The sequence below is a fragment of the Pedococcus badiiscoriae genome, from assembly GCF_013408925.1.
Classification (GTDB): domain Bacteria; phylum Actinomycetota; class Actinomycetes; order Actinomycetales; family Dermatophilaceae; genus Pedococcus; species Pedococcus badiiscoriae.
The window spans coordinates 1,872,761-1,895,077 of record NZ_JACCAB010000001.1 but is presented as its reverse complement, the minus strand read 5'-3'; the positions used below and the strand labels follow the sequence as shown (position 1 = coordinate 1,895,077).

Genomic DNA, 22,317 nt, shown 5'->3' with positions numbered 1-22,317 from the left:
CTAGGTCTCCTGTGCTGACGGACCGGGGACGTGGGGCGGTGTGTCGCCACTGTGACTGGTGTGGTTGGTGTGCAACCGCTCGAGCAGCGAGTGGCCGCCCAGGTCCTCGGTGGTCAGGGCGAAGGTCCGGTGGTCGCGCCAGGCCCCGTCGATGTGCAGGTAGGACGCCCGCACCCCTTCGTCGCGGAAGGCGAGCTTGCGGACGACGGCAAGGCTGTTGGCGTTCTCGGGACGGATGTTGACCTCGATCCGGTGCAGCCCCATCGTGCCCAGGGCATGGTCGCCCGCCAGCGCCAGGGCCACTGGGGCGATGCCGCGGCCGGCGACGGACTCGTCCACCCAGTACCCCGCCGAGGCCGAGAGCAGCGACCCGTACGAGATGCCGAACAGCACCATCTGGCCGACGATGCGGCCCTCGATCCGGAGCGTGAACGGCAGCATCCGACCCGCCTTGGCCTCCCGGCGGTAGTGCCGCACCAGCCCGGCGAAGGAGATGACCGGCTGCTCCTGGTCCGGCGACGTCGCGTCCCAGGGCCCCAACCACGAACGGTTGCGGCTGCGGACCTCCGCCCACTCGGCCCGGTCCCGGCGGTGCAGCGAGTCGAGCAGCACGTGCTCGCCGCCGGGGGTCTCCCCCCGAAGCTCTACCGGCCAGAGGGCCATCAGTGGTCGCCGCCGCGGATCTGCGAGAGCGCGTGCGGCAGCACGGCTTCCAGCACCCCCAGCCCGTCGCGGACCCCGCCGGTCGACCCCGGCAGGTTGACCACGAGGGTCGTGCCGGAGACCCCGGCCACCCCGCGCGACAGCGCCGCCGTCGGCACCCCGGCCGCGAGCCCGGCGCCCCGGATGGCCTCGGCCAGTCCGGGGACCTCGCGGTCGAGGACGGCCCTGGTCGCCTCGGGCGTGCCATCCGTGGGCGACAGCCCCGTGCCCCCCGTGGTGATGACCACGTCCGGTATGCCGGCCAGTGCCTGCGCCAGTGCCTCACGAACGGCGGGGCCGTCGGGCACGACCACGGGGTCCCCGACCGCCAGACCCCACTGCCGCAACGCCTCCACGACGAGGGGACCCCCACGGTCGGGGTACACCCCTTGGGCAGCGCGGGTCGAGCAGGTGATCACGACCGCAGTGGGGCGGGCGCTGTCGGCGAGGTCGTCGATGCCCGCGACGCCCTCGGTCACAGCGCCTCCGCCCAGTCGCCGGAACGCCCGCCCGACTTGGCGGTGACCCGGATGTCGGTGATCCGTGCGTGCTTGTCGACCGCCTTGACCATGTCGATCAGGGCCAGCGCCGCGACCGCAACTGCAGTCAGGGCCTCCATCTCGATGCCGGTGCGGTCGGCGGTGCGGACCGTGGCTCCGATGTCGACGCCGTCGTCGACCACCTCGAGGTCGACCTCGACCCCGTGCACGGCGATCGGGTGCGCCAGCGGGATGAGCTCGGGGGTCCGCTTCACCGCCTGGATGCCGGCGATCCGGGCGACCGCGAGCGCGTCGCCCTTCGGCACCGTCCCGTCCCGCAGGGCCGCGACCGCCGCGGGAGACAGCAGGACCCGACCGGCAGCGGATGCCTGGCGCGCGGTCACCTCCTTGGCGGAGACGTCGACCATGTGGGCCGACCCGTCCGGTCGCACGTGGGTGAGTCCGGACGGTCCGGGCCGCTCCGCCGGGTCGAGGCTCACATCCCCTCCCGGCCCAGCAGCGGCAGGCACATCAGCTCGTCACCCGCCGCGACCTCGGTCACGTCCTCGGGGATGACGGCCAGGGCGTCGGCGGCGGCGAGCGCACCGAGCATGTGGGAGCCCTGGCCCCCGGCGAGTCGGGCCCGGTCGTCGTCGAGGATCACCCGCACGAACTCCATCTTGCCCTCGACCGAGCCGAACGGCTCCGCCGCCACGGCGGGGACGTAGCCCGGCGGGTAGGACGGCTCGGGGCGGCCGGCCATGGCGCGCAGCGCGGGTGCCACGAACACGTGGAAGGACACCAGGGCGCTCACCGGATTCCCGGGCAGGGTGAACACGGGCACGCGCTCGTCACCGAGCACCCCGAAACCCTGGGGCATGCCCGGACGCATCGCGACCTTGTCGAACCGCATGGTGCCGACCCGCGACAGGACCTCCTTGACGGTGTCGAAGGCGCCCATCGAGACACCGCCGGTCGTGATGATCGCATCGGCGCGGACGAGCTGGCCCTCGAGGGTCTCCATGAGGGTGCGGGCGTCGTCCGGCACTCCCCCGACCCGGAACGGCGTTGCCCCCACGGCGGTCACGGCGGCAGTCAGCATCACCGAGTTGGAGTCGACGATCTGGCCGAACCCGGGCGTGCGCCCGACCTCGACGAGCTCGTCGCCGGTCGAGATGACGACCACCCGCGGCCTCGGGACGACGCGCACCCGGGCGATGCCGGCGGCCGCCAGCAGGGCGATCTGTCCGGGACCGAGCAGGGTGCCACGACGCAGGACGACGTTCCCGGCCTCGACGTCCTCGCCGACCTCGCGCACGTGCGCGCCCACGCTCCGACGCTCCCTGATCTGCACCCGGACCACCCCGCCATCGGTCGCCTCGACGGGCACGACGGCGTCGGCGCCATGCGGCATCGGGGCACCGGTCATGATTCGCATGGTCTGCCCGCTGGCGAGGGACCACGGTTTGGTGTTGCCCGCAGCGATGTCGTTGACCACGGGCAGGGTCACCGGGCTCTCGGCACTGGCGGTCGCGATGTCCGAGGCGTGCACGGCATACCCGTCCATCGCGGAGTTGGTGAAGCCCGGCAGCGACCCCCGAGCCTGGACGTCCGCGGCCAGGATGCAGCCCTGCGCGTCGAGGACGCCGAGCTCGAACGGCGGAATCACTGTGACCGTGCTGAGGATCCGGTCCAGGTGCTGTTCGACGCTGATCACGAGGTGGTCGCTCCTTCCGCCACGGTGTCTCCGAGGATGTCTGCCACCGTCGCCGTCGCGGTGAGGGTGGTGCCGTCGGGGACGGTGAACGGCTCGTCAGCCTCCACCACGACCTCGCCCACGCACCGGATCCCGGCGCCGAACGTCACGTCGCCACGAACGGTCAGGGAGGTGCAGTCGATCATGGACGGGCTGCCCCCGGGGAACCGTGCATCGAACTGCTTGATCTGCGTGTAGTGCTTGTCGAGGTCGACGCGAGGATCAGGTCGCGTCGACCTGGCCACGACCTCGAACTCCTCGCCGAAGCCATACAGGTCCGAGCGGAGCAGGAGCAGCTCGTTGGTCGTCTTCACCGGACGGAACCGGCTCCGGGGCACGTGCAGCGCGCGAGACCCGTCGAAGACCTCGATCGCCATGCCCATGGCCGACTCGAGCTGGATGACCGGCGTGGAGTCGGGGCGTCGGGGGTCGACGGTCTTGCGGTTGATGATGATCGGCAGGCCGAGGACGCCGTCGCGCGCCGACATCTGGGCATCGAGGGCGTCGAGATCGACCCACAGGTTGTTGGCGTGGAACAGCGAGTGCCGCCGCGTGTCCTGGAAGTGCTCCTGGTCCTCGGGTGCCACCATCGCGCTCTCGCGGAGCACCACCCTGCCGTCACTGCGACGGACTGCCAAGTGGCCACCCTTGCGGTCGTTGAGGGTGCGGTCGCAGACCTCCGAGACGTACGGAATCGACTCGCGTGCCATCCAGGCCGGGATCGCCGGGTCGCAGGTCGCCCCGAGGTTGTCCGAGTTCGAGAGGAACGCGTAGCGAAATCCCTTGTCCCGCAAGGCTGCCAGCACGCGACTGGCCATCAGGGCCACGTAGACGTCGCCATGGCCGGGAGGGCACCACTCGAGGTCGGGGTCGTCGGGCCACGACACCGGGGTGAGGTCATCGGCGCGCAGCTTGGGCTCGGCGTTCTGCAGGAAGTCGAGCGGCAGCCCGTCGACGGCCAGGTCGGGATACGCCGCCAACGCGGCCAACGACTCCTGTCGGGTGCGGAACGAGTCCATCAGCACCAGCGGGACCTGCACGTCGTGGCGGGCGCGCAGCGCGAGCACCTGGCGCGCCACCACGTCCAGGAACGTCAGTCCGTCGCGGACCTCGAGCACCGACTTGGGACCGGACAGGCCCATGCTCGTACCCAGACCGCCGTTGAGCTTGATGACGGCGGTACGGGCCAGCGCCTGAACCGTCTGGTCATCGTCGGCGGCGATGCTCTCGAGCGTCGTCACGTCGCGCAGGGGCTCGATGTCGTCTTCCGGGATGATCCCGGCCTTGCCCGACTCGAGCTGGGCGTAGGCGTCCTCGAACGCGTGGATCGCCAACGGGTCGACCCCCCGCTCGGTCATCCGCGCAACCGCCTGCGCCAGCCCTTCCTTGCTCATGACGGGCAGCCTAGTGGGACGATCTGGGCGTGCCCCCGTCCAGCAAGAGCGCCATGAGACAGCACCTGCGCTCGGTGCGCCGCGAACGCGTGCCGGCGCGTGACCGGGCCCGCGACGCGCAGGAGCTGGCGCTGACCGCGCTCGAGGTCGTACATGCCGCGGGGGTCCGTCGCGGGGACTGGGTCGCCGCATACGAGGCCACGGCTCTCGAGCCGCCCACCGAAGCGATGATCGAGGCGTTGTCCGCGCAGGGCATCCGGGTGATGGTGCCGGTCACCCTCGACGACTGGGACCTGGACTGGCGGGAGGCCGGGAGCGAGCAGGTCCTGGGCAGGGAGGCGATCGCCACCGCTGCGGTGGTGTTCCTGCCGGCCCACGGGGTGGACCGCTCGGGGACGCGGATCGGGCAGGGCAAGGGCTGCTACGACCGGGTGGTTCCCCGGACCGCCGCCCGGCTGGTGGCCGTCGTCCATCCGTGGGAGCTGCTCGACGAGGACCTGCCGACCGAGCCGCACGACCGCACGGTGCATGCCGTCATGGCGGTCGGGCCGGGGGTGGTCGAGGTGGGGCGGGGCCTTCAGGCGCCTTGACGCCTTGACGCCCTGACGCGCCGACGCGCCCGTGAGTGTCGCGGTCAGTCGGAGGAGCCGCCGGGCACCAAGGTCAGCTCGTCGCCGCCGGCATCACGGACGGCCTTCTCGGTGAAGGGCCACGGGAAGAGCTCGTTGTGAGCCCAGGCCTGCGACTGGTCGTTGTAGTGGGGTGCGAAGGCGTGGCCGCTGTTCCCGGTCTGGTTGACCCAGTGCGACTTGTCGAGGTTGCCGAGGTCGACGACCATCCGCATCGAGGGCGCCCAGTCGACGTCGAACGCCTTGCTGGTGTCCCCGCCGTCGAGTCCCACGCTGGCATCCCACCCGTTGGCGTCGACGATGGCCGACCCGCCGGGCATGTCCATGGGTCCGCGGTTGAAGAGCATGGACACGATGCCCGGCACGTCCGCTCCACCCAGCACCTGGTGGGTCAGGGTGAGCTGGTGCAGCTTGCCCCACTGCCAGTCGTGCGGATCCTTGCCGAGCTGCTTGGTCAGCTGGAGCCGGGCATCCACGAGGGCCTTGCGCAGGATCTCGGACTCACTCTCGGTCACCCCGGGCGTGCGCTTGTCGTCCCACCACGCCGAGCGTGGCTTGGTCAGCAGCACCGAGACGGCCTGCATCCACTGGCCGCCGCCATCGGCCCGCAGGTCCTTGGGCAGCTCGTCATCGAAGGTCAGGTTGAGCAGGCTGGACCAGACGGCGTTGTAGTAGGCAGCGGCGGCACCGGAGTCGCTCGAACCCACCGGGTTCGTGTAGTCCCAGCCACGCAGCAGGTCCTGCGCCTGCTTGGTGAAGTCGTCGCGCCCGAGGTCGACCTTGAGCAGCGCCTTGACCAGCGTCGGTGCGAACTGGCTGCGGGTGTCGCCCTGGATGGCCGACATCGTGGCCGGCGTGACCTTGGTGTTCTTCTCCAGCAGCGACCGGATCCGCTGGCTGCGGAAGCCGTAGTCCCACTCCGTCGTCAGGAACGGCGTCTGGCTCTCGGTCACGGCCTGGTTGGCCGCGACGATGAACCCCTCGGGCGGGTTGTAGGCGTGCGGCATCGAGCCGAAGGGCACGTAGCCCTGCCAGTCCCACGAGGAGACCCAGCCCGGCCTGATCCAGAAGCCTGGAGCAGAGTCCATGTACCGGCTGCGGACCGGGATCCGGCCCGGAGCCTGGTAGCCGATGTTGCCGGCTGTGTCGGCATACAGCAGGTTCTGGGCCGGGACGGCGAACTGCTGTGCGGCAGTGCGGAACTGGGCGAAGTTCTGGGCCGTGTCGAGCCCGAAGATCGCGTCAGCGGTCTGGCTCACCTCGAGGCCGGTCCACTGCAGGGCCACCTCGTAGGTGCCGGGGCTCGGCCGACCGTTGACGGGCGGGCTCTCGCCTGCCTTCTCGACCGGTTCGAGGGCATCGGAGAGGATCGGGCCGTGCACGGTGCTGCGCACCGTGATGGTCTGCTGGCCGCCCCCGCCGATCTTGATCGTCTCGGTGCGCGTGGTCAGGGGGACCTGCTTGCCGTCGCGCAGGTAGGTGTTGCCGCGCACCTGCTCGAGGAAGAAGTCGCTGACGTCCGGCCCGAGGTTGGTGAACCCCCAGGCGACCGACTGGTTGTGGCCGATCACCACGCCGGGGAGTCCGGAGAACGAGTAGCCCGCCACGTCGAAGGGGCAGCTGCCACTCACCGACCGGCAGTGCAGGCCGACCTGGTACCAGATGCCGGGGATCGAGACACCGAGGTGAGGGTCGTTGGCCAGCAACGGTTTTCCGGTGCTGGTGCGGCTCCCGCTGACGACCCACGAGTTCGACCCGATGCCGTCACCGCGCCCCAGGGTCACCGGCACCGCGGCGAGCGCCCGCTGCACCACGGCATACGCGCTCTGGGCTGCGTTGCCCGTCTCGGCGGCCAGCTCGCCGGGAGTCCCCGCCACCGGGGCCGCCGGGCGCGTCGCCACCTTCGACCGCGCGGGGCGCGTCGCGACCTTCGCCTGCGTGGGCCGTCCGAGCATGGTCGGCACGGCCGAGTTCGCCGTCGCCGGGGACGAGCTCGAGGACGCAGCCGCGCCGTCGCCCGAGGTCGCACCGGGCGACCAGTCCTGGGGGGAGAGGATCGGCTTGTTGGTGCCGTAGGGATAGGCCGGGTACAGCTCGTTGATCTGGGCGATGGGCATCGAGCCGGCGAGGCGGGCGCGCATCAGCTCGGCGCTGTAGTCGCCGCGCAGGTCCCAGGCCATCGCCTTGAGCCAGGCGAGGGAGTCGGCCGGCGTCCAGTCCTCGACCCGGTAGTCGGTGACCTTCTGGCCGAGCACGACGTACTCGAGCGACATGCTCGAGGGGTTGCCCTGCCGGTGGATGTAGGCGTTCACCCCGTCGGCATAGGCCTGCAGGTAGCGGCGGGTCTCGGGCTTGAGGGTCGGCAGCTCGGCCTCGGCGACCCGGCGCCAGCCGAGCGTGCGGATCACCACATCGGTCTTCAGCCCACCCTTGCCGACGAGCTCGGACAGCCGCCCGGCGGTGATGTGCCGGCGCAGGTCCATCTCGAAGAACCTGTCCTGCGCGTGGACGAACCCTTCGGCCTTGAAGAGGTCGTCGGCGCTGTCCGCGTAGATCTGCGGGATGCCGTGGTCGTCGCGGATGACGCTGACCTTGCCCGACAGGCCCGGGATCTGGATCTCGCCCTCCGTCGTGGGGAACGGACGCCGCACCCAGGTGACGGCGAGGACCACCACGATTCCGAGGACGATGACGAGCAGGGCCGCCACTGCCACGGCGACGCGGCGGGCAAGAAGGGCGCGAGACACCCTGCGAGACTATCCGCACCACCTCGAGGGAAAGGACGTGACGGGCCGTGCGCGCAGCGATCCTGCCCCCTGACCTCGTGTGGTCCGCGCCGTCCATGACATCCGCCGCGTCGGGCACCTTCACCCTGCACGACCTGACCCCGGCCCTGCTGGTCGGCTCGATCGTCCTGCTGGTCTCGGTCGCCGCCGTCCGGCTGTCCCTCAAGTCAGGACTGCCCTCGCTGCTGATCTACCTGTGCATCGGGCTGGCCATCGGTGAGGCCGGTTTCGGCATCAGGTTCGACTCCAACGAGCTCACCCAGGTGCTCGGCTACTCCGCCCTCATCCTCATCCTCGGCGAAGGCGGGCTCAGCACCCGCTGGGAGGGGATCCGGAACTCGGTCGGACCCGCGGCGGTGCTGTCGACCGTCGGCGTCATCGTCTCGGTGCTCGTCGTCGCCCTCGCCGCTCGCTTCGTCCTGCACCTCGACTGGAACACCGCCCTGCTGGTGGGCGCGATCCTGTCCTCCACGGACGCGGCGGCGGTGTTCTCGGTGCTGCGCCGCGTGCCGCTCCCCCGCCGGATCACCGGGATGCTGGAGGCGGAGTCGGGCTTCAACGACGCACCGGTCGTCATCCTGGTCACCGCCCTCGCGGCGAGGTCCGCCCACCCCGCGGGTGCGGAGTCGTGGCTCACCCTGGCGGTCAAGGCGGTCGTCGAGCTCGGGGTGGGCGCCGCCACCGGGCTGGCCGTGGGATGGGCCGGAGGGCAGTTCATGCGGCGAGCCGCGTCCGGCTCCTCGGGTCTCTTCAGCATCGGGGTGGTCGCCCTCACGATCCTGGCGTATGCCGCGGCGTCCAGCGTCCATGCGAGCGGGTTCATCGCCTGCTACCTCGCGGCGCTGGTGCTCGGCAACCTGCGGCTGCCGCACGGCCCGGCGGTCCTGGGACTCGCCACCGCGATGGGTTGGCTCGCCCAGATCGGGCTGTTCGTCATGCTGGGCCTGCTGGCTTCGCCGGGCAACATGGCCCGCCAGGTCGTGCCCGCGATCGTCATCGGCCTGGTGCTGCTGCTGCTCGCGCGGCCGCTCTCGGTGCTGGTCTCGGTCGCACCCTTCCGGCTTCGCTGGCGCGACCAGGTCTTCCTGTCGTGGGCGGGGCTGCGAGGTGCCGTCCCCATCGTGCTCGCGACCGTGCCGCTCACGGTCGGCGCCAAGAACGTCTCGTGGATCTTCGAGCTGGTGTTCGTGCTGGTCGTCATCTTCACGCTGGTCCAGGCACCGACCCTGCCGTGGGTCGCCCAGCGCCTCGGCATCGTCGAGGACTACGCCACGCTCGACCTGGCCGTCGAGGCCACCCCCCTCGACGAGCTGAAGGCAGAGGTCATCCAGGTCACCGTCGGGCAGGCCTCCAAGCTGCACGGCGTCGAGGTCTTCGAGCTGCGGCTGCCCGAGGGTGCCAACGTGACCCTCGTCGTGCGCGGCGGCAAGGGCTTCGTGCCGCAGAACAACACGGCCATCCGTCGCGGCGACCAGCTGCTCATCGTCTCGACCGCGGAGGCCAGGAGCCGGGCCGAGAAGCGGGTCCGCTCGGTCAGCCAGCATGGTCGCCTCGCCGGCTGGCGTGACGGGAGCGGGAAGAAGTAGGCCCCCCGCGGCCTTATAGTTGGCAGTCGAGCCATCACAGTGCCAGCGTCGCAGGTAGCGAACGCCGGCCAGAACGCCGAATTGGAGGAACCGTGCCGACGTACTCCTACGCCTGCACCGAGTGCGACCACCGCTTCGACGCGGTGCAGTCGTTCAGCGACGACTCCCTGACCGTCTGCCCCGAGTGCGAGGGCCGGCTCCGCAAGGTCTTCAACGCGGTCGGCGTCGTCTTCAAGGGTGGCGGCTTCTACCGCACCGACTCCCGCAGCAGCTCCTCAGCCTCGGTCCCTGCCCCCTCAGGGTCGTCGAGCGGGTCCAGCGACTCGAAGGGCGGCTCGTCGAGCACCTCGTCGGCCTCGACCACGTCGAAGTCCGCGGACGGTTCGGCCGCCTGACCCCGGCCACGGCCACGCGGCCATGCGGCCAAGCGGCCACGCGGCCATCCTCGACATCGCCCATCCCTGTCCACAGGGGCGGGCGTCGTCGGATCGCCGTCCACAGTGCTCGCCGGGCCGACCGTGCGGACACTGGGCGCTGCGTAGTCTGCTGGCATGACCTCGACGACTCCCCGCGCCGACCTCGGACTCATCGGCGGCTCCGGCTTCTACGAGTTCTTCGACGCGGCCGAGCGGGTGAGCGTGAGCACGCCTTTCGGCGAGCCGAGCGACGACCTCGTCATCGGTGAGGTCGACGGACGGCGGGTGGCGTTCATCGCACGACATGGCCAGGGGCACCGGTTTCCGCCGCACCGGGTGAACTACCGGGCCAACCTCTGGGCACTGCGATCGGTCGGCGTGCGCCAGGTGCTCGCGCCCTGTGCGGTGGGTTCGCTGCGGCCAGAGCTCGGGCCGGGCACGATCGTGGTCCCTGACCAGGTGGTCGATCGCACCTGGGGCCGGGAGCACACGGTGTATGCCGAGCCGGGGCCCGTCGTGCACGTCGGGTTCGCCGACCCGTACTGCCCTCGCGGACGGGCCGTGGCCGTCGAGTCCGCCACTGCCGCAGGCAAGTCCGTGGCCGATGCCGGGACGCTTGTGGTCATCAATGGCCCTCGCTTCTCGTCCAAGGCCGAGTCCGCATGGCACCGGCAGGCCGGGTGGACCGTCGTAGGGATGACCGGTATGCCGGAGGCGTCGATCGCTCGCGAGCTGGCCATGTGCTTCACCACGATCGCCCTGGTCACCGACCACGACGCGGGCGTCGACGGCGGGGAGGCTGTCACCCACGAAGAGGTCCTGGCGGTCTTCGCCCAGAACGTCGACGGGCTGAAGCAAGTGCTGCGCTCGGCGCTGTCGGCCATGCCGGCGCAGGAGTCCGACGCCGAGGCGACCTGCGGGTGCCGGCGCGCGCTCGACGGGATCACCCTTCCGTTCGCGTTGCCGGGGTAGGGGCGCCGCGCGATGGGTTGGCTGCATGGTCCCGGCCGACGACGGCAGTGGCGACGCCGCATCGTCAGACGCGGGCTGGCCCTGCTCTGCGCGGTGGGGGCAGCGTTGGCGGTGCTGGCGGTGGCCCGTGCGGCCGACTCCCGCCCGCTGGTGCCGGTCGTCGTGGCGGTCCGACCGATGGCCATCGGCGAGGTGGCCTCGCCGGGTTCGGTGCGTGAGGTCTGGTGGCCGGCCGAGCTGGCGCCCCCCAGCAGTGTGCACACCCTGGCCGACGTGCTCGGGCGACCGCTCGCGCTGCCCCTCGCCCCGGGTGAGCCGGTCACCCGGTCACGCGTCAAGCACAGCTCGCTGCTGGAGCGCCAGCCGCCCGGCTCGGTCGCCGTGCACGTCTCGGTGCCTGACCAGGGTGCGGTGTCCATGGTCTCCGCCGGCGACACGGTCGACCTGTGGGGCCCGGAGGGGCCCGTGGCGCGCGCGGTCGTGATCCTGCGGGTGGACAAATCTCGCGCCACCGACTTCGGGTCGGTCATCCAGGGGGAGGGGTCGTCGAGCGGCTATGCGCTCGAGGGGGGCGGCCTGGTCGTTTCCGCAGGTCAGGAGACGGCCCGACGCATCCTGGCGGTGCCCGAGGACGCACTCGGGCGACCACGGCTCCAGCTCGTCCTCACCCACCAGTGACCCGAGGGCGGCTCAATCGGGTCGCGACCACCCCACAACGGGTTCGCGGGTCGCTAGCGTGTCGCTCGTAGGACCAACTTCTAGGAAAGGGCGCGACACCCATGAAGGGTTTCAAGGACTTCGTCATGCGGGGCAACCTCGTGGAGCTTGCAGTCGCCTTCATCATCGCTGGTGCGTTCGGCACTGTCGTCAAGACCTTCACCGATGTCCTCATGGGGATCATCGGGAAGGTGGGAGGCAAGCCAGACTTCAGCACCTACAAGCCGGCCGGTCTGTCGGTCGGCATCTTCCTGACTGCGCTCGTGTCGTTCCTGATCGTCGCGTTCGTCGTCTACTTCTTCGTCGTCAAGCCCTACGAGCTGGCCAAGGCCCGTTATGCCAAGGCTGAGGAGGACGCTGCACCCGACGAGGACACCGTCCTGCTGCGCGAGATCCGCGACGCCCTCCGGGGTCGTGCCTGACGTTCACCAGTTAGCGCACGCAGCGAAGGCGCCGGACCCCCTGGGGGGACCGGCGCCTTCGTCGTCGGCACCGATGCGGGGAGCCGGTATCAGTCGGACCCCCAGTGCGGCGGCCGCTGCTCGCGCAGCCAGCGGTCGTAGGCCAGCTCCTCGGGCTGCTCACCCCAGCCGACATCCGTGTCGTCCTTGGTCTGCTCGGGCTTCGTGCGCTTGCCCTTGCGGGCGCGGACGCGGCGCTCGCGGGCCCCTTCGTCGGCGGCCGGGCGGAACTCGTCCTCGCCAGCGTTCGCAGGCGACTCCCCCGTCGGCTCGGCTACCGGCGTCTCGGTCGTCGCCTCCGTGGGGGCTTCCGTGGCGTCTGCTGTGTCGTCGCCCGGGTGAGCGTCTGCGAGAGACCCTGCGGGAGCGTCTGCCGGAGCTTCTGCGGGGGTCACGGTCGAGGTGACCGCGGGCCGGTTGGCCATGGCCTGCTGCACCGCGGAGTTGACGCGGGCGACGTCGCGGGCCGGGTCACGGAACAGGTCGGTCGTCCATACCCTGACGTGCATCCATCCCAGCCGGCCGAGCTGTTCGCCGCGCAGCCGGTCGCGGTCCCGACTGCTGCGCATGGCCGCGTAGCCCGGACCGTCGGTCTCCACGGCCACGAGGACGTGTCCGCTGCGCTCCGGGTCCTCGACGACGATGTCGATGGGCTGTCCGGCGGAGCCGTAGGCCTCGTGCACGACCAGTCCTGAGTCCCGCAGTCGTCGGGCGAACTCGGCCCGTAGCGGGTCGGCCGCCGCTGCGTCGGGGTGATCGCCCTGGGCGGAAGGCGCTGCGAAGGCGCCGCCGTCCGCGGCATACGCCAGGAAGTCGCGGAGCATGACCGAACCCCGGGACTTGAGCCGAGCGGGGTCGAGGTCGCTCGCGAGCAGTGACGAGACCACCGTCATCCGCCGACGCGACCTGGTGATCGCGACGTTGAGGCGTCGCTCCCCGCCCTCGAGGTTGAGCGGGCCGAACCGGTGCAGGACCCGGCCGTGCGGGGTCTTGCCGTAGCCGACCGACAGGATGATGGCGTCGCGCTCGTCGCCCTGGACGCGTTCCAGGTTCTTGACGAAGAACCGCTCCGGCCGGTCCTCGTCGAAGAAGTCACCCACGCCGTGGGCGGCGTCGGTGGCCAGGGCTCGTCGGAGGGCGTCGTCGAGACGGGTGGCGTGCCGGATGCCCAGCGCGATCACGCCGAGAGACTCATGGGGGCGGCTGCGGGCGTGCTCGAGGACGAGCTCCACGACCCGGGTCACCTCCCCCTCGGTCGACTCGATGGCCTCCTCACCGGGCTGGACGATCCCCGACCCCTCGACCGACTCGAGGCGCACCACCGGGTCGGTGCCCGTGCCGGGGAAGGTGACGAGCGAACCGTCGTACATCTCGCGGTTCGCGAAGGCGACGAGGCGCTCGTCGAGCGAGCGGTAGTGCCAGGACAGGCGACGAGTCGGCAGAGCGGCGGTCAGCACGTCGAGGACCGACTCGAAACCCTCGGTCAGCGCGTCGGTCTCCGGCGCCGCGTCCTCGTCCACCGCTGCCGTGAAGAAGCTCGTCGGCGGCAGCTGGCGCTCGTCACCGGCCACCACGACCTGGTGTGCCCGCGAGATGGCCGACACGGCCTGGGCGGGTGGGATCTGCGAGGCCTCGTCGAAGATCACGACGTCGAACCAGCGTCCGGGTGGCAGCACCGAGGCGACCACGAGCGGCGACATGGCCCACGCGGGCTTGGCCGCCGTCAGGGTCTCGGCCGCCCTGGGCAGCAGGTCACGCAGCGGGCGGTGGCGTCGGGACTTGCCCGCCTCGGCCCGGACGAGGGCCTCCTGCTCGGGGTGGTCGGCCAGCACCTCGCGAAGCCGGCGCCCGGCCCCGGCACGGACGCGTTCGGCGGAGGCGCGCAGGTGGGCGTGGTCGGCGGCGACGTACTCGCGGGCGACCCGCTGCAGCTGGGCTCCGTCGTGGGCGCCATAGCGCGGGTCGCGCACGATGAGGTCCTCGGACAGCGAGGTCCACCAGACGAACTCGAGCTCGGCGCCCACGTCGTCGGGCTCGACGCCACGGTGGGCGACGTCGTCGAGGAACGCTCCCATGCCCGCCTCGCGCAAGGCGTCGAGGGTGCCGAGCACCTGCGGCACCACCGTGAGGCGATCGGGCCGGCTGTCGAGCTCGGCCAGGCGCTCCTGGAGCTCCTGGAGCGTCGCGCCGAAGAGGTCACCGCCTCGCTGGGTCCCGGTGAGCCGTCCTTCCAGCCAGGTGAGGTCGGAGGAGACGGAGGCGTAGGCCGCCCGCGCCCGGTCGAGGTCGACCGGGATCTCGGGTCGGCCTCCGGCGCCGGCCATCTGCTGCCAGGCCTTGCGCTGGACCTGGGCATCGAGCAGGGCCGCGTGGAGGTCAGGGGGCGGCGGCCCCGGGCGCAACAGCGATCGTGCCTGACGGCGCAGGCGCCATCGCGAAAACCAGCCCAGGGCAACGCCATTCGCCTCCCGGTAGGCCCGGTCTCCCGTCGCGGCAACGAGGTCACCGAGCGGGATGTCGAAGATCTCGGGCCGGAACACCTCGAGGGTGTCGCGGACCCGACCGACCGAGTCCAGGACGTTGCCCCAGTCCCCGACCCGGTCGGCCTGGGGCAGGCTGACGTCGGAGAAGACGTCGCGCATGGTCTGCTCGACTTCCTGGAGTCCCCCCTGGCTGAGGCGGCTGGTGATGTCGCGAGCGCGCACAGCCTCCTCCGACGTCGCGATCCGCGCCCCGAACCACGGGTCGGTGCCCGGCTGGGTGGACCAGGCCCCGAGCGAGGCGGCCTCGGTCAGCTGGCGGCTGAGCTCCTGGACGCGCTGGCGGTCGAGGTTGGCGAGCTGTTCGCCGCGCACCCTGACCCGTGAGGTGGGCGGGTGGGCGAGGCTGCCGAGCCGCGAGATGGCCTCCTGCGCCTGGTGGGCCGACACCCCCCAGGGCTGGCGCACCTCGTGCAGGGCTGCGGAGTGCTCGACCAGGGTCCTGCGCCGGTCGACCAGGGCCTGCTCGATCTCGCTGGTGTCGGGGTCCTTCACCAGGGCGCCACGGTCCAGGGCGGCCCCGAACTCCTGGGCCAGGCGGCGCTTGTTGCTCGCGCCGTCGTAGGCGTCCAGGACCAGGTCGCCCAGCCCCACGCCCTCGAGACGGGAGAGCACCGCGTCGATGGCGGCCCGCTTCTCCGCGACGAACAGGACTCGCTTGCCCTCTCCCGCCAGGCTGGCGATGAGGTTGGCGATGGTCTGCGACTTGCCGGTGCCGGGCGGTCCCTTGATGACGAGGTGCGCGCCGGACCGGACCGCGTCGATCGCCGCCTGCTGGGTGGAGTCCGCGTCGAGGATGAGCAGCTCGTGCGACGGGTCGCTGTCCGCGGGCGAGTCCGGGACCGAGGTGCGGACCGCGCGCAGGGCTCCGGGATCGCCCGCGAGGGCGGCCACGACATCGTGGTCGGCCAGCGAGCTCCCTTGGGCCGCAAGGTCGGCCACCATGGGCAGCTTGGCGTACGAGAACGTCCCGACCACGAGCCGCGGCGAGACCGAGAAGTCCGGCACGCTGGCGCAGAGGGCGGTCAGCTCGGCATAGACCGGGTGCGGGTCGAAGGCCCCGCTCGCGTTGGCCAGCTCCTCGAGGGCACCGGAGTCGAGCTCGAGCCCCTGCTCCGAGCGGAGGTAGTGCTCGAGGACAGGGTTGAGCTCGACGTCGTTGCCCAGGTCGAGGTCGAAGTCCTCGCGGGCGGCGCCGGTCGGCTTCAGGACACACGACCGCAGCAGCACGGGGGCGGCAGGGGCGCGGGTGGCGCCGCGGACGGACCAGCTCGCCATGCCGATCGCGATGAACCCGGCGGCGATGCCGCGTTCTTCCGACAGCTCGAGGGTCTTCGCGCGGACGACGCGGGCGCGCCGCCGAGCCTCGTCGAGGGCCGCGGGCTCGCGCACGAGGTCGGAGAGCCTGGTCGGGCGGCCGGCGAGCAGCATGGCCAGGCCGCCGGGGTGGGCTGTGGTGAGGTCGAGGGTGCCGCTGGGCAGGTCGCGGTACCAGAGCAGGGTGTTGCGGCCGCCGAGGTCGACCAGGTGGCGCTGCCAGACCGCGACCGCGTCCGCCACGCGGGTGCCGCGGGGGTCGGCGTCGAGCTGGGCTGCGCCCACGGAGTCGGTATGCCGGGTGGGCGTGGTCGCGTCGCCGCTGGGCTGCGGCGGTGCGGAGGTCTGGTCAGGCGGCGGGGTCACCCAAGCAGGCTAACCAACCGGGTCGCCGCCACGGTCGGGCAACACGGGGTCGGACGGCACAGGCTGTGACGGCACGGGCTCGGACAGCACGGGCTCGGGCAGGACCGGGTCGGGCGACACCGGCGGGGCATGACCCGGCTGGGAGCCCTCCACGCGGATGAGCAGGGACGCCAGGGCGACGACCGCGGCGAGCCCCGCCGCGCAGGCACCCAGCACGGCATACCCGAGCTGGCCGACGACGACTCCTGCCAGCGCACCGCCACCGCCGGCGGCCAGCCCCATGACGAGGTCAGCCGCGCCCTGGGCTCCCGAACGCTCGGCCAGCGGCACGGATTTCACGACCAGCGTGGAGCCGGCGACGAGGGTGAAGGACCAGCCCAGGCCCAGCAGGAAGAGCCCGGTGGCCAGCCCGGGCGACCACCCGGTGGGAGCTTGGGCCGCGAGCAGACCGGCCACGACGAGGATCACGGCGCCGGCAAGTCCGCAGGCGCGGCCGCCGAACCGGTCGACGGCCAGGCCGGTCAGGGGCGAGAACGCGAACATACCCAGCACGTGCAGGCTGATGACGAGCCCGATGACGCGAAGGCTGGCGCCGCCGTGGTGCATGTGCAGGGGTGTCATCACCATGACGCTGACCATGACTGTGTGCCCCAGGGCCATCGTCACGAGGCCGAGCAGGGCACCGGGATGGGCGACCAGCGTGCGCCACCCGCGCAGGATCGAGCCGTGCTGGGGCTCCAGCGGCTCGGTCGCGAGGGCGGCGGCCCGCTCCCGCGCGAGCAGCAGTGGGTCGGGACGCAGCCGGGTGAAGAGCAGGACGGCGCCCAGCACCAGGCCGACGAGGGAGAAGACGTACGGCCCGGTGAGCGCCGGGATCCCGAGGAACCGGGCGACCGGCTCCCCCGGACCCGCCAGGTTGGGTCCGAACACGGCGCCGATCGTCGTCGCCCACACCACCGTCGAGAGGTCGCGGCCGCGGTGGGCTTGGTCGGCGAGGTCGGCCGCCGCATACCGCGCCTGGCTGTTGGCGGCGTTGGCCCCCCCGAACAGGGCGGCTCCGGCCAGCAGCAGGGGGAAGCTGCGGATCGCGCCGGCCGTGATCATCGTCAGCGCCCCAATGATCCCGAGGGCATAGCCGACCAGCAGGCCCCCGCGGCGTCCGCGCGAGGCCATGACGTGCGCCATGGGGATCGCGATGAGCGCACCACCCAGCACCTGGAAAGTGCCGCCGAGCCCGGCGAGGTCGGCCGAGCCGCCGACGTCCTCGGCGAGCAGGGCGCCGACGCCGGCACCGGCAGACACCCCCACCCCCACGAGGACCTGGGTGCCGATCAAGGTGCTGATCGTGCGCCGCTGAACCGCTCTATCGGACGCGGGTGCGGCGGGCATCCGTTGAGTATGCCGCCTGCCGGCGGCAGCACCGGTCAGGTCAGCCCGCGCCGTTGATCGTGATCGTGACCTTCAGGCTCGTGTTGTTGGTTGATGCCGTGATGGTGCGAGTCAGGTCACCGAGGTCGAGTAACACCGGTGCCGACGAGGTGCTGTTCTTCGCGATCGTCGCGTTGGTGTTGTCACCAGTGCCAACCACCGTAATGTCCAGGTTGATGGCGGTGCCCAAGTTGTTGACTCGGGGGTTTCCCCAGCTGTCGACCACGGTGAAGGTGCCCTTCCAGGTGCGTCCGGTCCCGGTGGGTGTCGGAGCCGTCTGGGTGCACGTGCGCGCGGACTGGTTGAGGTCCACACCATCGTCGCAGCTGAGGGTGACGGGACCGGCCTTGTTGGCTGGGTTCGTCACGACGATGGTGTAGGCGGCAGCTGCGCCGACCGTCAAACTCGCAGTAGTGCCCGCGAGCGCGCCCTGGGTGGCCGTGATGGTCGTGGTCTCCGCGTCGTAGAGCGTCACCGTGGCCGTGCCCACCCCGTTGGTGAAGTTCACGTTCGGAGCGAAGGCCGGGGCCTTGCCCGAAGGCGACTTGCTGGGGCCACTGAAGGTGACGGCCTTGGTGCCGTTGTACGTCGTGTCCTTCACACCCGAGCAGTTCGTGGCCGTGACAGTCACGGTGAACGATGTGCCTGCGGTCGGGGTGGTGCTCGAGGCCGTGACCGTGTACTTGGGTGTGGTGGGGCACAGCGTCGTGCCCGTCGTGGCCACGGAAGTGGCCTGCCAGGCCGTCCCGAGCGCCGCGACGATGGTGTAGGTGTAGGTCTGGCCGCCGGTGAGAGCGGTGTCGGTGCAGGAGTATGAGCCCGAGGCGGGCAGGGAGCACCCGAGTGTCGTCGCGTCGCGCTTGACGCTGTAGGTCGTGCCGGTCACCTGGCTGGCTGCCGTGGGCAGCGTTCCGCTGACCACGAGCGACGTCTGGGTGGCCGAGCCGACGCTGGGCGGGGCCGGCGACGCGAGGGTGCGGGCGGTGGCGCCCGCCGTCGCTGTGCCAGAGGTGACCCAGAACGCGAGCGCCGGGGTGGCGCCGACAGCGGCGACCACACCGAGAGTGGCGACGACGAGGGCGATCCGCCGGATGCCGCGGGAGGGACGCAGGCGGGTCATGCCGTCTGCCCCGTCGCGCGCAGCGGGATAGTGAAGGTCGCGCCCTGGCAGTCCGAGGACGACGAGGTCGACATCGAGACCGCCTTGGTCAATACGATCGGAGCGCTGCCGCCGGCGGGGATGGTCACCGAGACGGTGGCGGGAAGGGCCGCGGTGACACCGGGCGCCGTGCAGCCGGCGCTGGCGATGATGACACCGGTGGCGGCGATCGAGGTGACGGTGACGGGGCGCTGGTTGGGGTTGCTCACCATGACCGTGAGGTCGGCCGAGCTGCCGGGGTAGAGGGTGGCGCTGATGACGGCGACGGCGGTGAGCGGCGTCGTCGTGCCCACCGCGGACGCGCCGGAACCGGCCCCGGTTGCGGACCAGGTGGCATACGCGACGCCGCCGACCAGGAGGAGGGCGGCGGTGCCCGCGGCTGAGGTGCTCAGTCGGCGCGTCCAGCGCTGGGAGGTGGTCACGAGCTGCCGCCGCCCTGGCCCTGCGTGGCCAGACCACCGAAGGCGAGCGGGAAGGAGACGTTCTTGCAGCCGTCCTGCGACGAGGCGGTGTTGAGCATCATGATCGTGAGGGGGATCGTGATGCTGGACTCCCGTGGCACGAGGTAGCTGCGCGCGCCAGGCTTGGTCGCCTTGTAGCTGCTGACCACGAGGTTGGCGGCGGCCGAGCACGAGGCATTGGCATCCTGCGGCGTCACGGTGAGCTCGAGGATCCTGTAGTCGACTGCGTCCGCGTTGGTGACCTTCACCTGAAGTGTCTGCAGCTGGCCCGGGCGCAGTTGGCTGACGCTGCCCACGGCGGCGAAGGGGGCATGGCCCGAGGCGTTGGCCGCGGCGAGTGAACCGTTGCCCTGCATGAGGCGAAGGGCGCCCTGGTGGGGAGCAGGGTCATCTCGGGTCAGCCACACGCGGCACCCGCCCAAGAGGGCCAGGATCACGACGACGCAGATCGCGACCGCAAGGGTGCGGCGCCGGCGCGGCGTGGTGGCCATGAGGTCGTCTCCCTAGTTGGTCCTGGGTGGGGTGCTGCTGGTCTGGCTGGCTTGCCTGCCGCCCGGTGGCATCGAGGGGGTCGATGCCACCGGGCGGGGATCAGGCCCCGTCGTGACGATCAGTTGCTGGAGAAGACCAGGTCGACCGTGACGTTCTTGCAGTTGTCCTGGTTCGTGGGCAGGTTGTTCATCGCGATGGTGGCCGGGCCCCAGGCGTCCACGCCCGTGCCGGACGCGATCTCGTGGGCGGTCGCCGACGGCTGGGTGATGGTGAAGTCAGCAGCCGTGCAGGCAGCCTTGGTGCCGTCGGCCTGCTTGGACCATCCCGGGGCCACCGCGACGGTGACCTGGTTGACGTACACGGTGCCGGCGTTGGGGTTGTCGAAGTTGCCGGAGACGTTGCGCGCCGGGGCGCCCGGGTAGAGGCCCGAGACGGCGGTGCCTGTCGCGTTGATCTTGACCGGGTTCACGGTGCCGGTCGTGGCCGATCCCGTGCCGGTGCCACTGGTGGACCAGTAGGCGAAGGCGACCCCGCCGACGATGAAGGTGAGGGCGGCGCCCGTGGCGATGGCGGCGGCCCGCTTGCGGTTGAGCTTCATGGCAGATCCTCTGTTCGTGGACGGGTGGCCGGCCTGATGCGTGGCCCCTGTTGGGATGAGTTGATCGCGTCGGGACGCGTCCTGGCGGCATATCGAGCAACATCGCTCCCCGAAAGGGTCATAGGTTCTACCGGAAATTCCCCGATTGAGTCTGTGTTTAGTAAAGTCGACCACTTTGGATGCTGGGATGGTGTATAAGCGCTCGCGCTCGTTTATGGCGTCAACTTCCTTGACTCCACCGTCCTCCTCGGCTCCCGGGCCGCGACGCAAAAAGCGACTGCCCGCTCACCTGAGGTGAGCGGGCAGTCTGTGTGCCAGGCGGTCGTGACGCCGGGCAGTCTGGGTCGGGCACGAGGCTGTGCCGGGGTTGTGCGGCTAGCTGAGGTCCTTCAACGGCATGTATGCCGTGTTGATGCATCCCGCGACCTTGCCCACCTTGGCGAGGCCGGCGCGGTCGCCGGTGTAGTAGAGGGTCGGGGAGACAGTCCGGATCGAGGGGAACATCTGCTGACGGGGATCCGTGACGTGCTCGAGGCCGACGGCGTGACCGAGCTCGTGGGCGAGCAGGTTGCTGCGACGAAGTCCGGTGCCGGTGCCGCCGATGGTCTGCTGGAGCATCTGCGGGGTGTCGATGACGACGAACCCTCGTTGGGCCGCCACGGTGTAGGTGGTCCTTCCGCCGACCGTGCGCGAGACGTAGCCGTAGTAGAGACCGCCCTGGCCCAGCGTGGAGCCCGCGAGGGAGTAGTTGGTCTTGGACGGCGTGGTGAAGGCGATCACCAGCTCGGCGGACTGCGTGGCCATCGACCCGAGCTTGGGCACCTCGGTCGTGGCCCCCTTGTAGCTGAACGCGAACGAGGTGTCCGCAGCGACCTTCGCCACGGCTGCCTTGGTGTCGGCCAGGACGCCAGGGCGGAGCGAGGAGGGCACCGCCGCCAGGTTCACCTTGTAGGTGATGGCCGTCTGGCAGCCGTTCCAGCGGACCACCTGCTTGGAACCGTCCGGCAGGCTGGCATACGTCAGGTTGTAGGTCGGGACGGCACCATCGGCGGTCTGCGGCGCAGCAGCGATCAGGCCCGTGACCAGTGCGGCCGGGGCGAGGGCGACGCCGAGACGGGCGATGGACTTGCGCATGGGACCTCCGAAGGTGCGCCGCCGTCGCGGCGCTGTGGTCCTGAACCTACGAGCGCCGCTGACTCGAATGCGACGAAACTGGGCAGTCTCGTCCATTTGGGTGAGGGTGATGTGACCGGACGTCCGGGGCGCGTTCGGTAAGTCGGGGTCGATGGAGAATCGGCGGTTCCGCTGCCGCCCATCGTCGCTGGACCTACTCTGGCGACATGGGGAGTCTGAGCGGCGGGCGGTTTCTCTCGGTCGCGTGGGTGGTTGCCGTGTACCTGACGGCGACGACGCTGTGGGATGTCTGGGGCCTTGACCCTCGCGCGACCGTGGGATCCAGAGCACTCCATGCCATGGGCGCGGTCGTGGCCGCCGGCCTTGCGTCGTGGCGCAGCGCAGTGGCGCTGCAGCGACGACGCACCGCCGCGGGATCGACCGACTAGCCGTCCTTCAGAGCCTCGGGTCTCGTTCAGCCTCGCAGCAGCGCCGCGTGCCGGACGCACGTTCGTGCGGTTGGCCTGGCGTCCAGCCGTGCGGAGGGGATGGGCTCGTGGCACACCTCGCAGAACCCGTAGCTGCCCTGCTGCAGTCGGAGCATGGCGGCCTCGATGGCGCCGAGATGGTCTTGCGCCGCCTGAATGAGCGCTGCCAGCTGTGACCGTTCGTAGGCGATCGTCTGACCCTCGGGGTCGTGCTCGTCATCGGCATTGGAGTCCGTCGATGCGGCGAAGACGGCCTCGAGATCCCGTGTCATGGTCGTCAGGCGGGCGCGAGCCTCATCGCGCTCCTCGCGCAAGCGCTCGGCCACGGACTCGAGATCAAGGTCCGTGCGCGGCTCGTCGGCAGTGTGGTCCGGCGAGGACCGACGGGGCAGTTGGGCCATGTCCACAGCATCCTCCACCAAGCGTTGTGCAGGCTTCGTGGCCTTGGTCGCCTTGG

Annotated in this window: 21 protein-coding genes; 7 read left to right on the top strand and 14 right to left on the bottom strand. The window is 71.1% G+C overall.

Annotated elements, in window-relative coordinates:
- The 5 genes from BJ986_RS09080 to BJ986_RS09060 all read right to left on the bottom strand — a co-directional run bounded on the left by BJ986_RS09080 (position 1) and on the right by BJ986_RS09060 (position 4,331).
- On the bottom strand, positions 1-663 hold the full coding sequence (locus BJ986_RS09080; protein ID WP_179421684.1) for a GNAT family N-acetyltransferase: 663 nt from the start codon (positions 661-663) through the stop codon (positions 1-3).
- On the bottom strand, positions 663-1,181 hold the full coding sequence (locus BJ986_RS09075) for a MogA/MoaB family molybdenum cofactor biosynthesis protein (protein WP_337795062.1): 519 nt from the start codon (positions 1,179-1,181) through the stop codon (positions 663-665). Before BJ986_RS09075 ends, BJ986_RS09080 begins: the two co-directional genes overlap by 1 nt.
- Complete coding sequence (gene moaC / locus BJ986_RS09070) at positions 1,178-1,609, bottom strand: cyclic pyranopterin monophosphate synthase MoaC (protein ID WP_202881551.1); 432 nt, start codon at positions 1,607-1,609, stop codon at positions 1,178-1,180. The genes BJ986_RS09075 and moaC overlap by 4 nt, the downstream gene beginning before the upstream one ends.
- A gap of 68 nt (positions 1,610-1,677) precedes the next feature.
- Positions 1,678-2,898 (bottom strand): molybdotransferase-like divisome protein Glp, encoded by a 1,221-nt coding sequence (glp, locus tag BJ986_RS09065; protein ID WP_179421682.1) that lies wholly within the window; start codon positions 2,896-2,898, stop codon positions 1,678-1,680.
- Positions 2,895-4,331, bottom strand: coding sequence for a UTP--glucose-1-phosphate uridylyltransferase (locus tag BJ986_RS09060; RefSeq protein WP_179421681.1), 1,437 nt, complete (start codon positions 4,329-4,331; stop codon positions 2,895-2,897). Before BJ986_RS09060 ends, glp begins: the two co-directional genes overlap by 4 nt.
- Positions 4,332-4,384: 53 nt before the next feature.
- Between BJ986_RS09060 and BJ986_RS09055 the strand changes: the two genes are divergently transcribed.
- The gene (locus BJ986_RS09055; protein ID WP_179421680.1) at positions 4,385-4,921 is read left to right on the top strand and encodes a 5-formyltetrahydrofolate cyclo-ligase; all 537 of its coding nucleotides are present in this window, start codon (positions 4,385-4,387) and stop codon (positions 4,919-4,921) included.
- Positions 4,922-4,965: 44 nt separating this feature from the next.
- On the opposite strand, the gene BJ986_RS09050 is transcribed toward BJ986_RS09055, so the two are convergent.
- Positions 4,966-7,707 carry a penicillin acylase family protein gene (locus tag BJ986_RS09050; protein WP_179421679.1) on the bottom strand — a complete coding sequence of 914 codons (2,742 nt, stop codon included), beginning with the start codon at positions 7,705-7,707 and terminating at the stop codon, positions 4,966-4,968.
- A gap of 47 nt (positions 7,708-7,754) precedes the next feature.
- Here BJ986_RS09050 and BJ986_RS09045 point away from each other — a divergent pair, with 47 nt between their 5' ends.
- The 5 genes from BJ986_RS09045 to mscL all read left to right on the top strand — a co-directional run bounded on the left by BJ986_RS09045 (position 7,755) and on the right by mscL (position 11,859).
- Positions 7,755-9,332: a potassium/proton antiporter gene (locus tag BJ986_RS09045; RefSeq protein WP_337795061.1), complete on the top strand. Its 1,578-nt coding sequence runs from the start codon at positions 7,755-7,757 to the stop codon at positions 9,330-9,332.
- A 92-nt stretch (positions 9,333-9,424) separates the two neighbouring features.
- Positions 9,425-9,727: an FmdB family zinc ribbon protein gene (locus BJ986_RS09040; protein ID WP_179421678.1), complete on the top strand. Its 303-nt coding sequence runs from the start codon at positions 9,425-9,427 to the stop codon at positions 9,725-9,727.
- A gap of 156 nt (positions 9,728-9,883) precedes the next feature.
- Positions 9,884-10,720: an S-methyl-5'-thioadenosine phosphorylase gene (locus tag BJ986_RS09035; protein ID WP_179421677.1), complete on the top strand. Its 837-nt coding sequence runs from the start codon at positions 9,884-9,886 to the stop codon at positions 10,718-10,720.
- Positions 10,721-10,732: 12 nt separating this feature from the next.
- Positions 10,733-11,398 (top strand): SAF domain-containing protein, encoded by a 666-nt coding sequence (locus BJ986_RS09030; RefSeq protein WP_179421676.1) that lies wholly within the window; start codon positions 10,733-10,735, stop codon positions 11,396-11,398.
- 101 nt (positions 11,399-11,499) lie between these two features.
- Positions 11,500-11,859: a large conductance mechanosensitive channel protein MscL gene (mscL, locus tag BJ986_RS09025; protein ID WP_179421675.1), complete on the top strand. Its 360-nt coding sequence runs from the start codon at positions 11,500-11,502 to the stop codon at positions 11,857-11,859.
- Between the two features lie 89 nt (positions 11,860-11,948).
- On the opposite strand, the gene BJ986_RS09020 is transcribed toward mscL, so the two are convergent.
- From BJ986_RS09020 to BJ986_RS08990, 7 genes are all read right to left on the bottom strand, one after another.
- Positions 11,949-16,121, bottom strand: a complete 4,173-nt coding sequence (locus BJ986_RS09020; RefSeq protein ID WP_337795057.1) for an AAA domain-containing protein — start codon at positions 16,119-16,121, stop codon at positions 11,949-11,951.
- A 9-nt stretch (positions 16,122-16,130) separates the two neighbouring features.
- A complete protein-coding gene (locus BJ986_RS09015) occupies positions 16,131-17,456 on the bottom strand; it encodes an MFS transporter (protein WP_337795054.1) in 1,326 nt (441 codons plus the stop codon).
- A 94-nt stretch (positions 17,457-17,550) separates the two neighbouring features.
- Positions 17,551-18,669, bottom strand: coding sequence for a hypothetical protein (locus BJ986_RS09010; RefSeq protein WP_179421673.1), 1,119 nt, complete (start codon positions 18,667-18,669; stop codon positions 17,551-17,553).
- Positions 18,666-19,130 (bottom strand): hypothetical protein, encoded by a 465-nt coding sequence (locus tag BJ986_RS09005; RefSeq protein WP_202881216.1) that lies wholly within the window; start codon positions 19,128-19,130, stop codon positions 18,666-18,668. Before BJ986_RS09005 ends, BJ986_RS09010 begins: the two co-directional genes overlap by 4 nt.
- Positions 19,127-19,660: a hypothetical protein gene (locus BJ986_RS09000; RefSeq protein WP_179421672.1), complete on the bottom strand. Its 534-nt coding sequence runs from the start codon at positions 19,658-19,660 to the stop codon at positions 19,127-19,129. Before BJ986_RS09000 ends, BJ986_RS09005 begins: the two co-directional genes overlap by 4 nt.
- A 119-nt stretch (positions 19,661-19,779) precedes the next feature.
- The gene (locus tag BJ986_RS08995) at positions 19,780-20,259 is read right to left on the bottom strand and encodes a TasA family protein (RefSeq protein WP_179421671.1); all 480 of its coding nucleotides are present in this window, start codon (positions 20,257-20,259) and stop codon (positions 19,780-19,782) included.
- 375 nt (positions 20,260-20,634) lie between these two features.
- The gene (locus tag BJ986_RS08990) at positions 20,635-21,393 is read right to left on the bottom strand and encodes a matrixin family metalloprotease (protein ID WP_179421670.1); all 759 of its coding nucleotides are present in this window, start codon (positions 21,391-21,393) and stop codon (positions 20,635-20,637) included.
- Between the two features lie 206 nt (positions 21,394-21,599).
- On the opposite strand from BJ986_RS08990, the gene BJ986_RS08985 reads away from it, so the two are divergent.
- Positions 21,600-21,821, top strand: coding sequence for a hypothetical protein (locus BJ986_RS08985; protein ID WP_179421669.1), 222 nt, complete (start codon positions 21,600-21,602; stop codon positions 21,819-21,821).
- 26 nt (positions 21,822-21,847) lie between these two features.
- Here BJ986_RS08985 and BJ986_RS08980 read toward each other — a convergent pair whose 3' ends face one another.
- Entirely contained in the window at positions 21,848-22,261 is a 414-nt protein-coding gene (locus BJ986_RS08980) for a TraR/DksA family transcriptional regulator (protein ID WP_179421668.1), read from the bottom strand.
- Between the last annotated feature and the right edge of the window lie 56 nt (positions 22,262-22,317).

Bases quoted from the DNA above. Each gene is read 5' to 3' on its own strand.
- BJ986_RS09080 (WP_179421684.1), bottom strand. From the start codon at position 663: ATGGCCCTCTGGCCGGTAGAGCTTCGGGGGGAGACCCCCGGCGGCGAG.
- moaC (WP_202881551.1), bottom strand. From the start codon at position 1,609: ATGGTCGACGTCTCCGCCAAGGAGGTGACCGCGCGCCAGGCATCCGCT.
- BJ986_RS09060 (WP_179421681.1), bottom strand. From the start codon at position 4,331: ATGAGCAAGGAAGGGCTGGCGCAGGCGGTTGCGCGGATGACCGAGCGG.
- BJ986_RS09055 (WP_179421680.1), top strand. From the start codon at position 4,385: ATGAGACAGCACCTGCGCTCGGTGCGCCGCGAACGCGTGCCGGCGCGT.
- BJ986_RS09035 (WP_179421677.1), top strand. From the start codon at position 9,884: ATGACCTCGACGACTCCCCGCGCCGACCTCGGACTCATCGGCGGCTCC.
- BJ986_RS09030 (WP_179421676.1), top strand. From the start codon at position 10,733: ATGGGTTGGCTGCATGGTCCCGGCCGACGACGGCAGTGGCGACGCCGC.
- mscL (WP_179421675.1), top strand. From the start codon at position 11,500: ATGAAGGGTTTCAAGGACTTCGTCATGCGGGGCAACCTCGTGGAGCTT.
- BJ986_RS09010 (WP_179421673.1), bottom strand. From the start codon at position 18,669: ATGACCCGCCTGCGTCCCTCCCGCGGCATCCGGCGGATCGCCCTCGTC.
- BJ986_RS09000 (WP_179421672.1), bottom strand. From the start codon at position 19,660: ATGGCCACCACGCCGCGCCGGCGCCGCACCCTTGCGGTCGCGATCTGC.
- BJ986_RS08995 (WP_179421671.1), bottom strand. From the start codon at position 20,259: ATGAAGCTCAACCGCAAGCGGGCCGCCGCCATCGCCACGGGCGCCGCC.
- BJ986_RS08990 (WP_179421670.1), bottom strand. From the start codon at position 21,393: ATGCGCAAGTCCATCGCCCGTCTCGGCGTCGCCCTCGCCCCGGCCGCA.
- BJ986_RS08985 (WP_179421669.1), top strand. From the start codon at position 21,600: ATGGGGAGTCTGAGCGGCGGGCGGTTTCTCTCGGTCGCGTGGGTGGTT.
- BJ986_RS08980 (WP_179421668.1), bottom strand. From the start codon at position 22,261: ATGGCCCAACTGCCCCGTCGGTCCTCGCCGGACCACACTGCCGACGAG.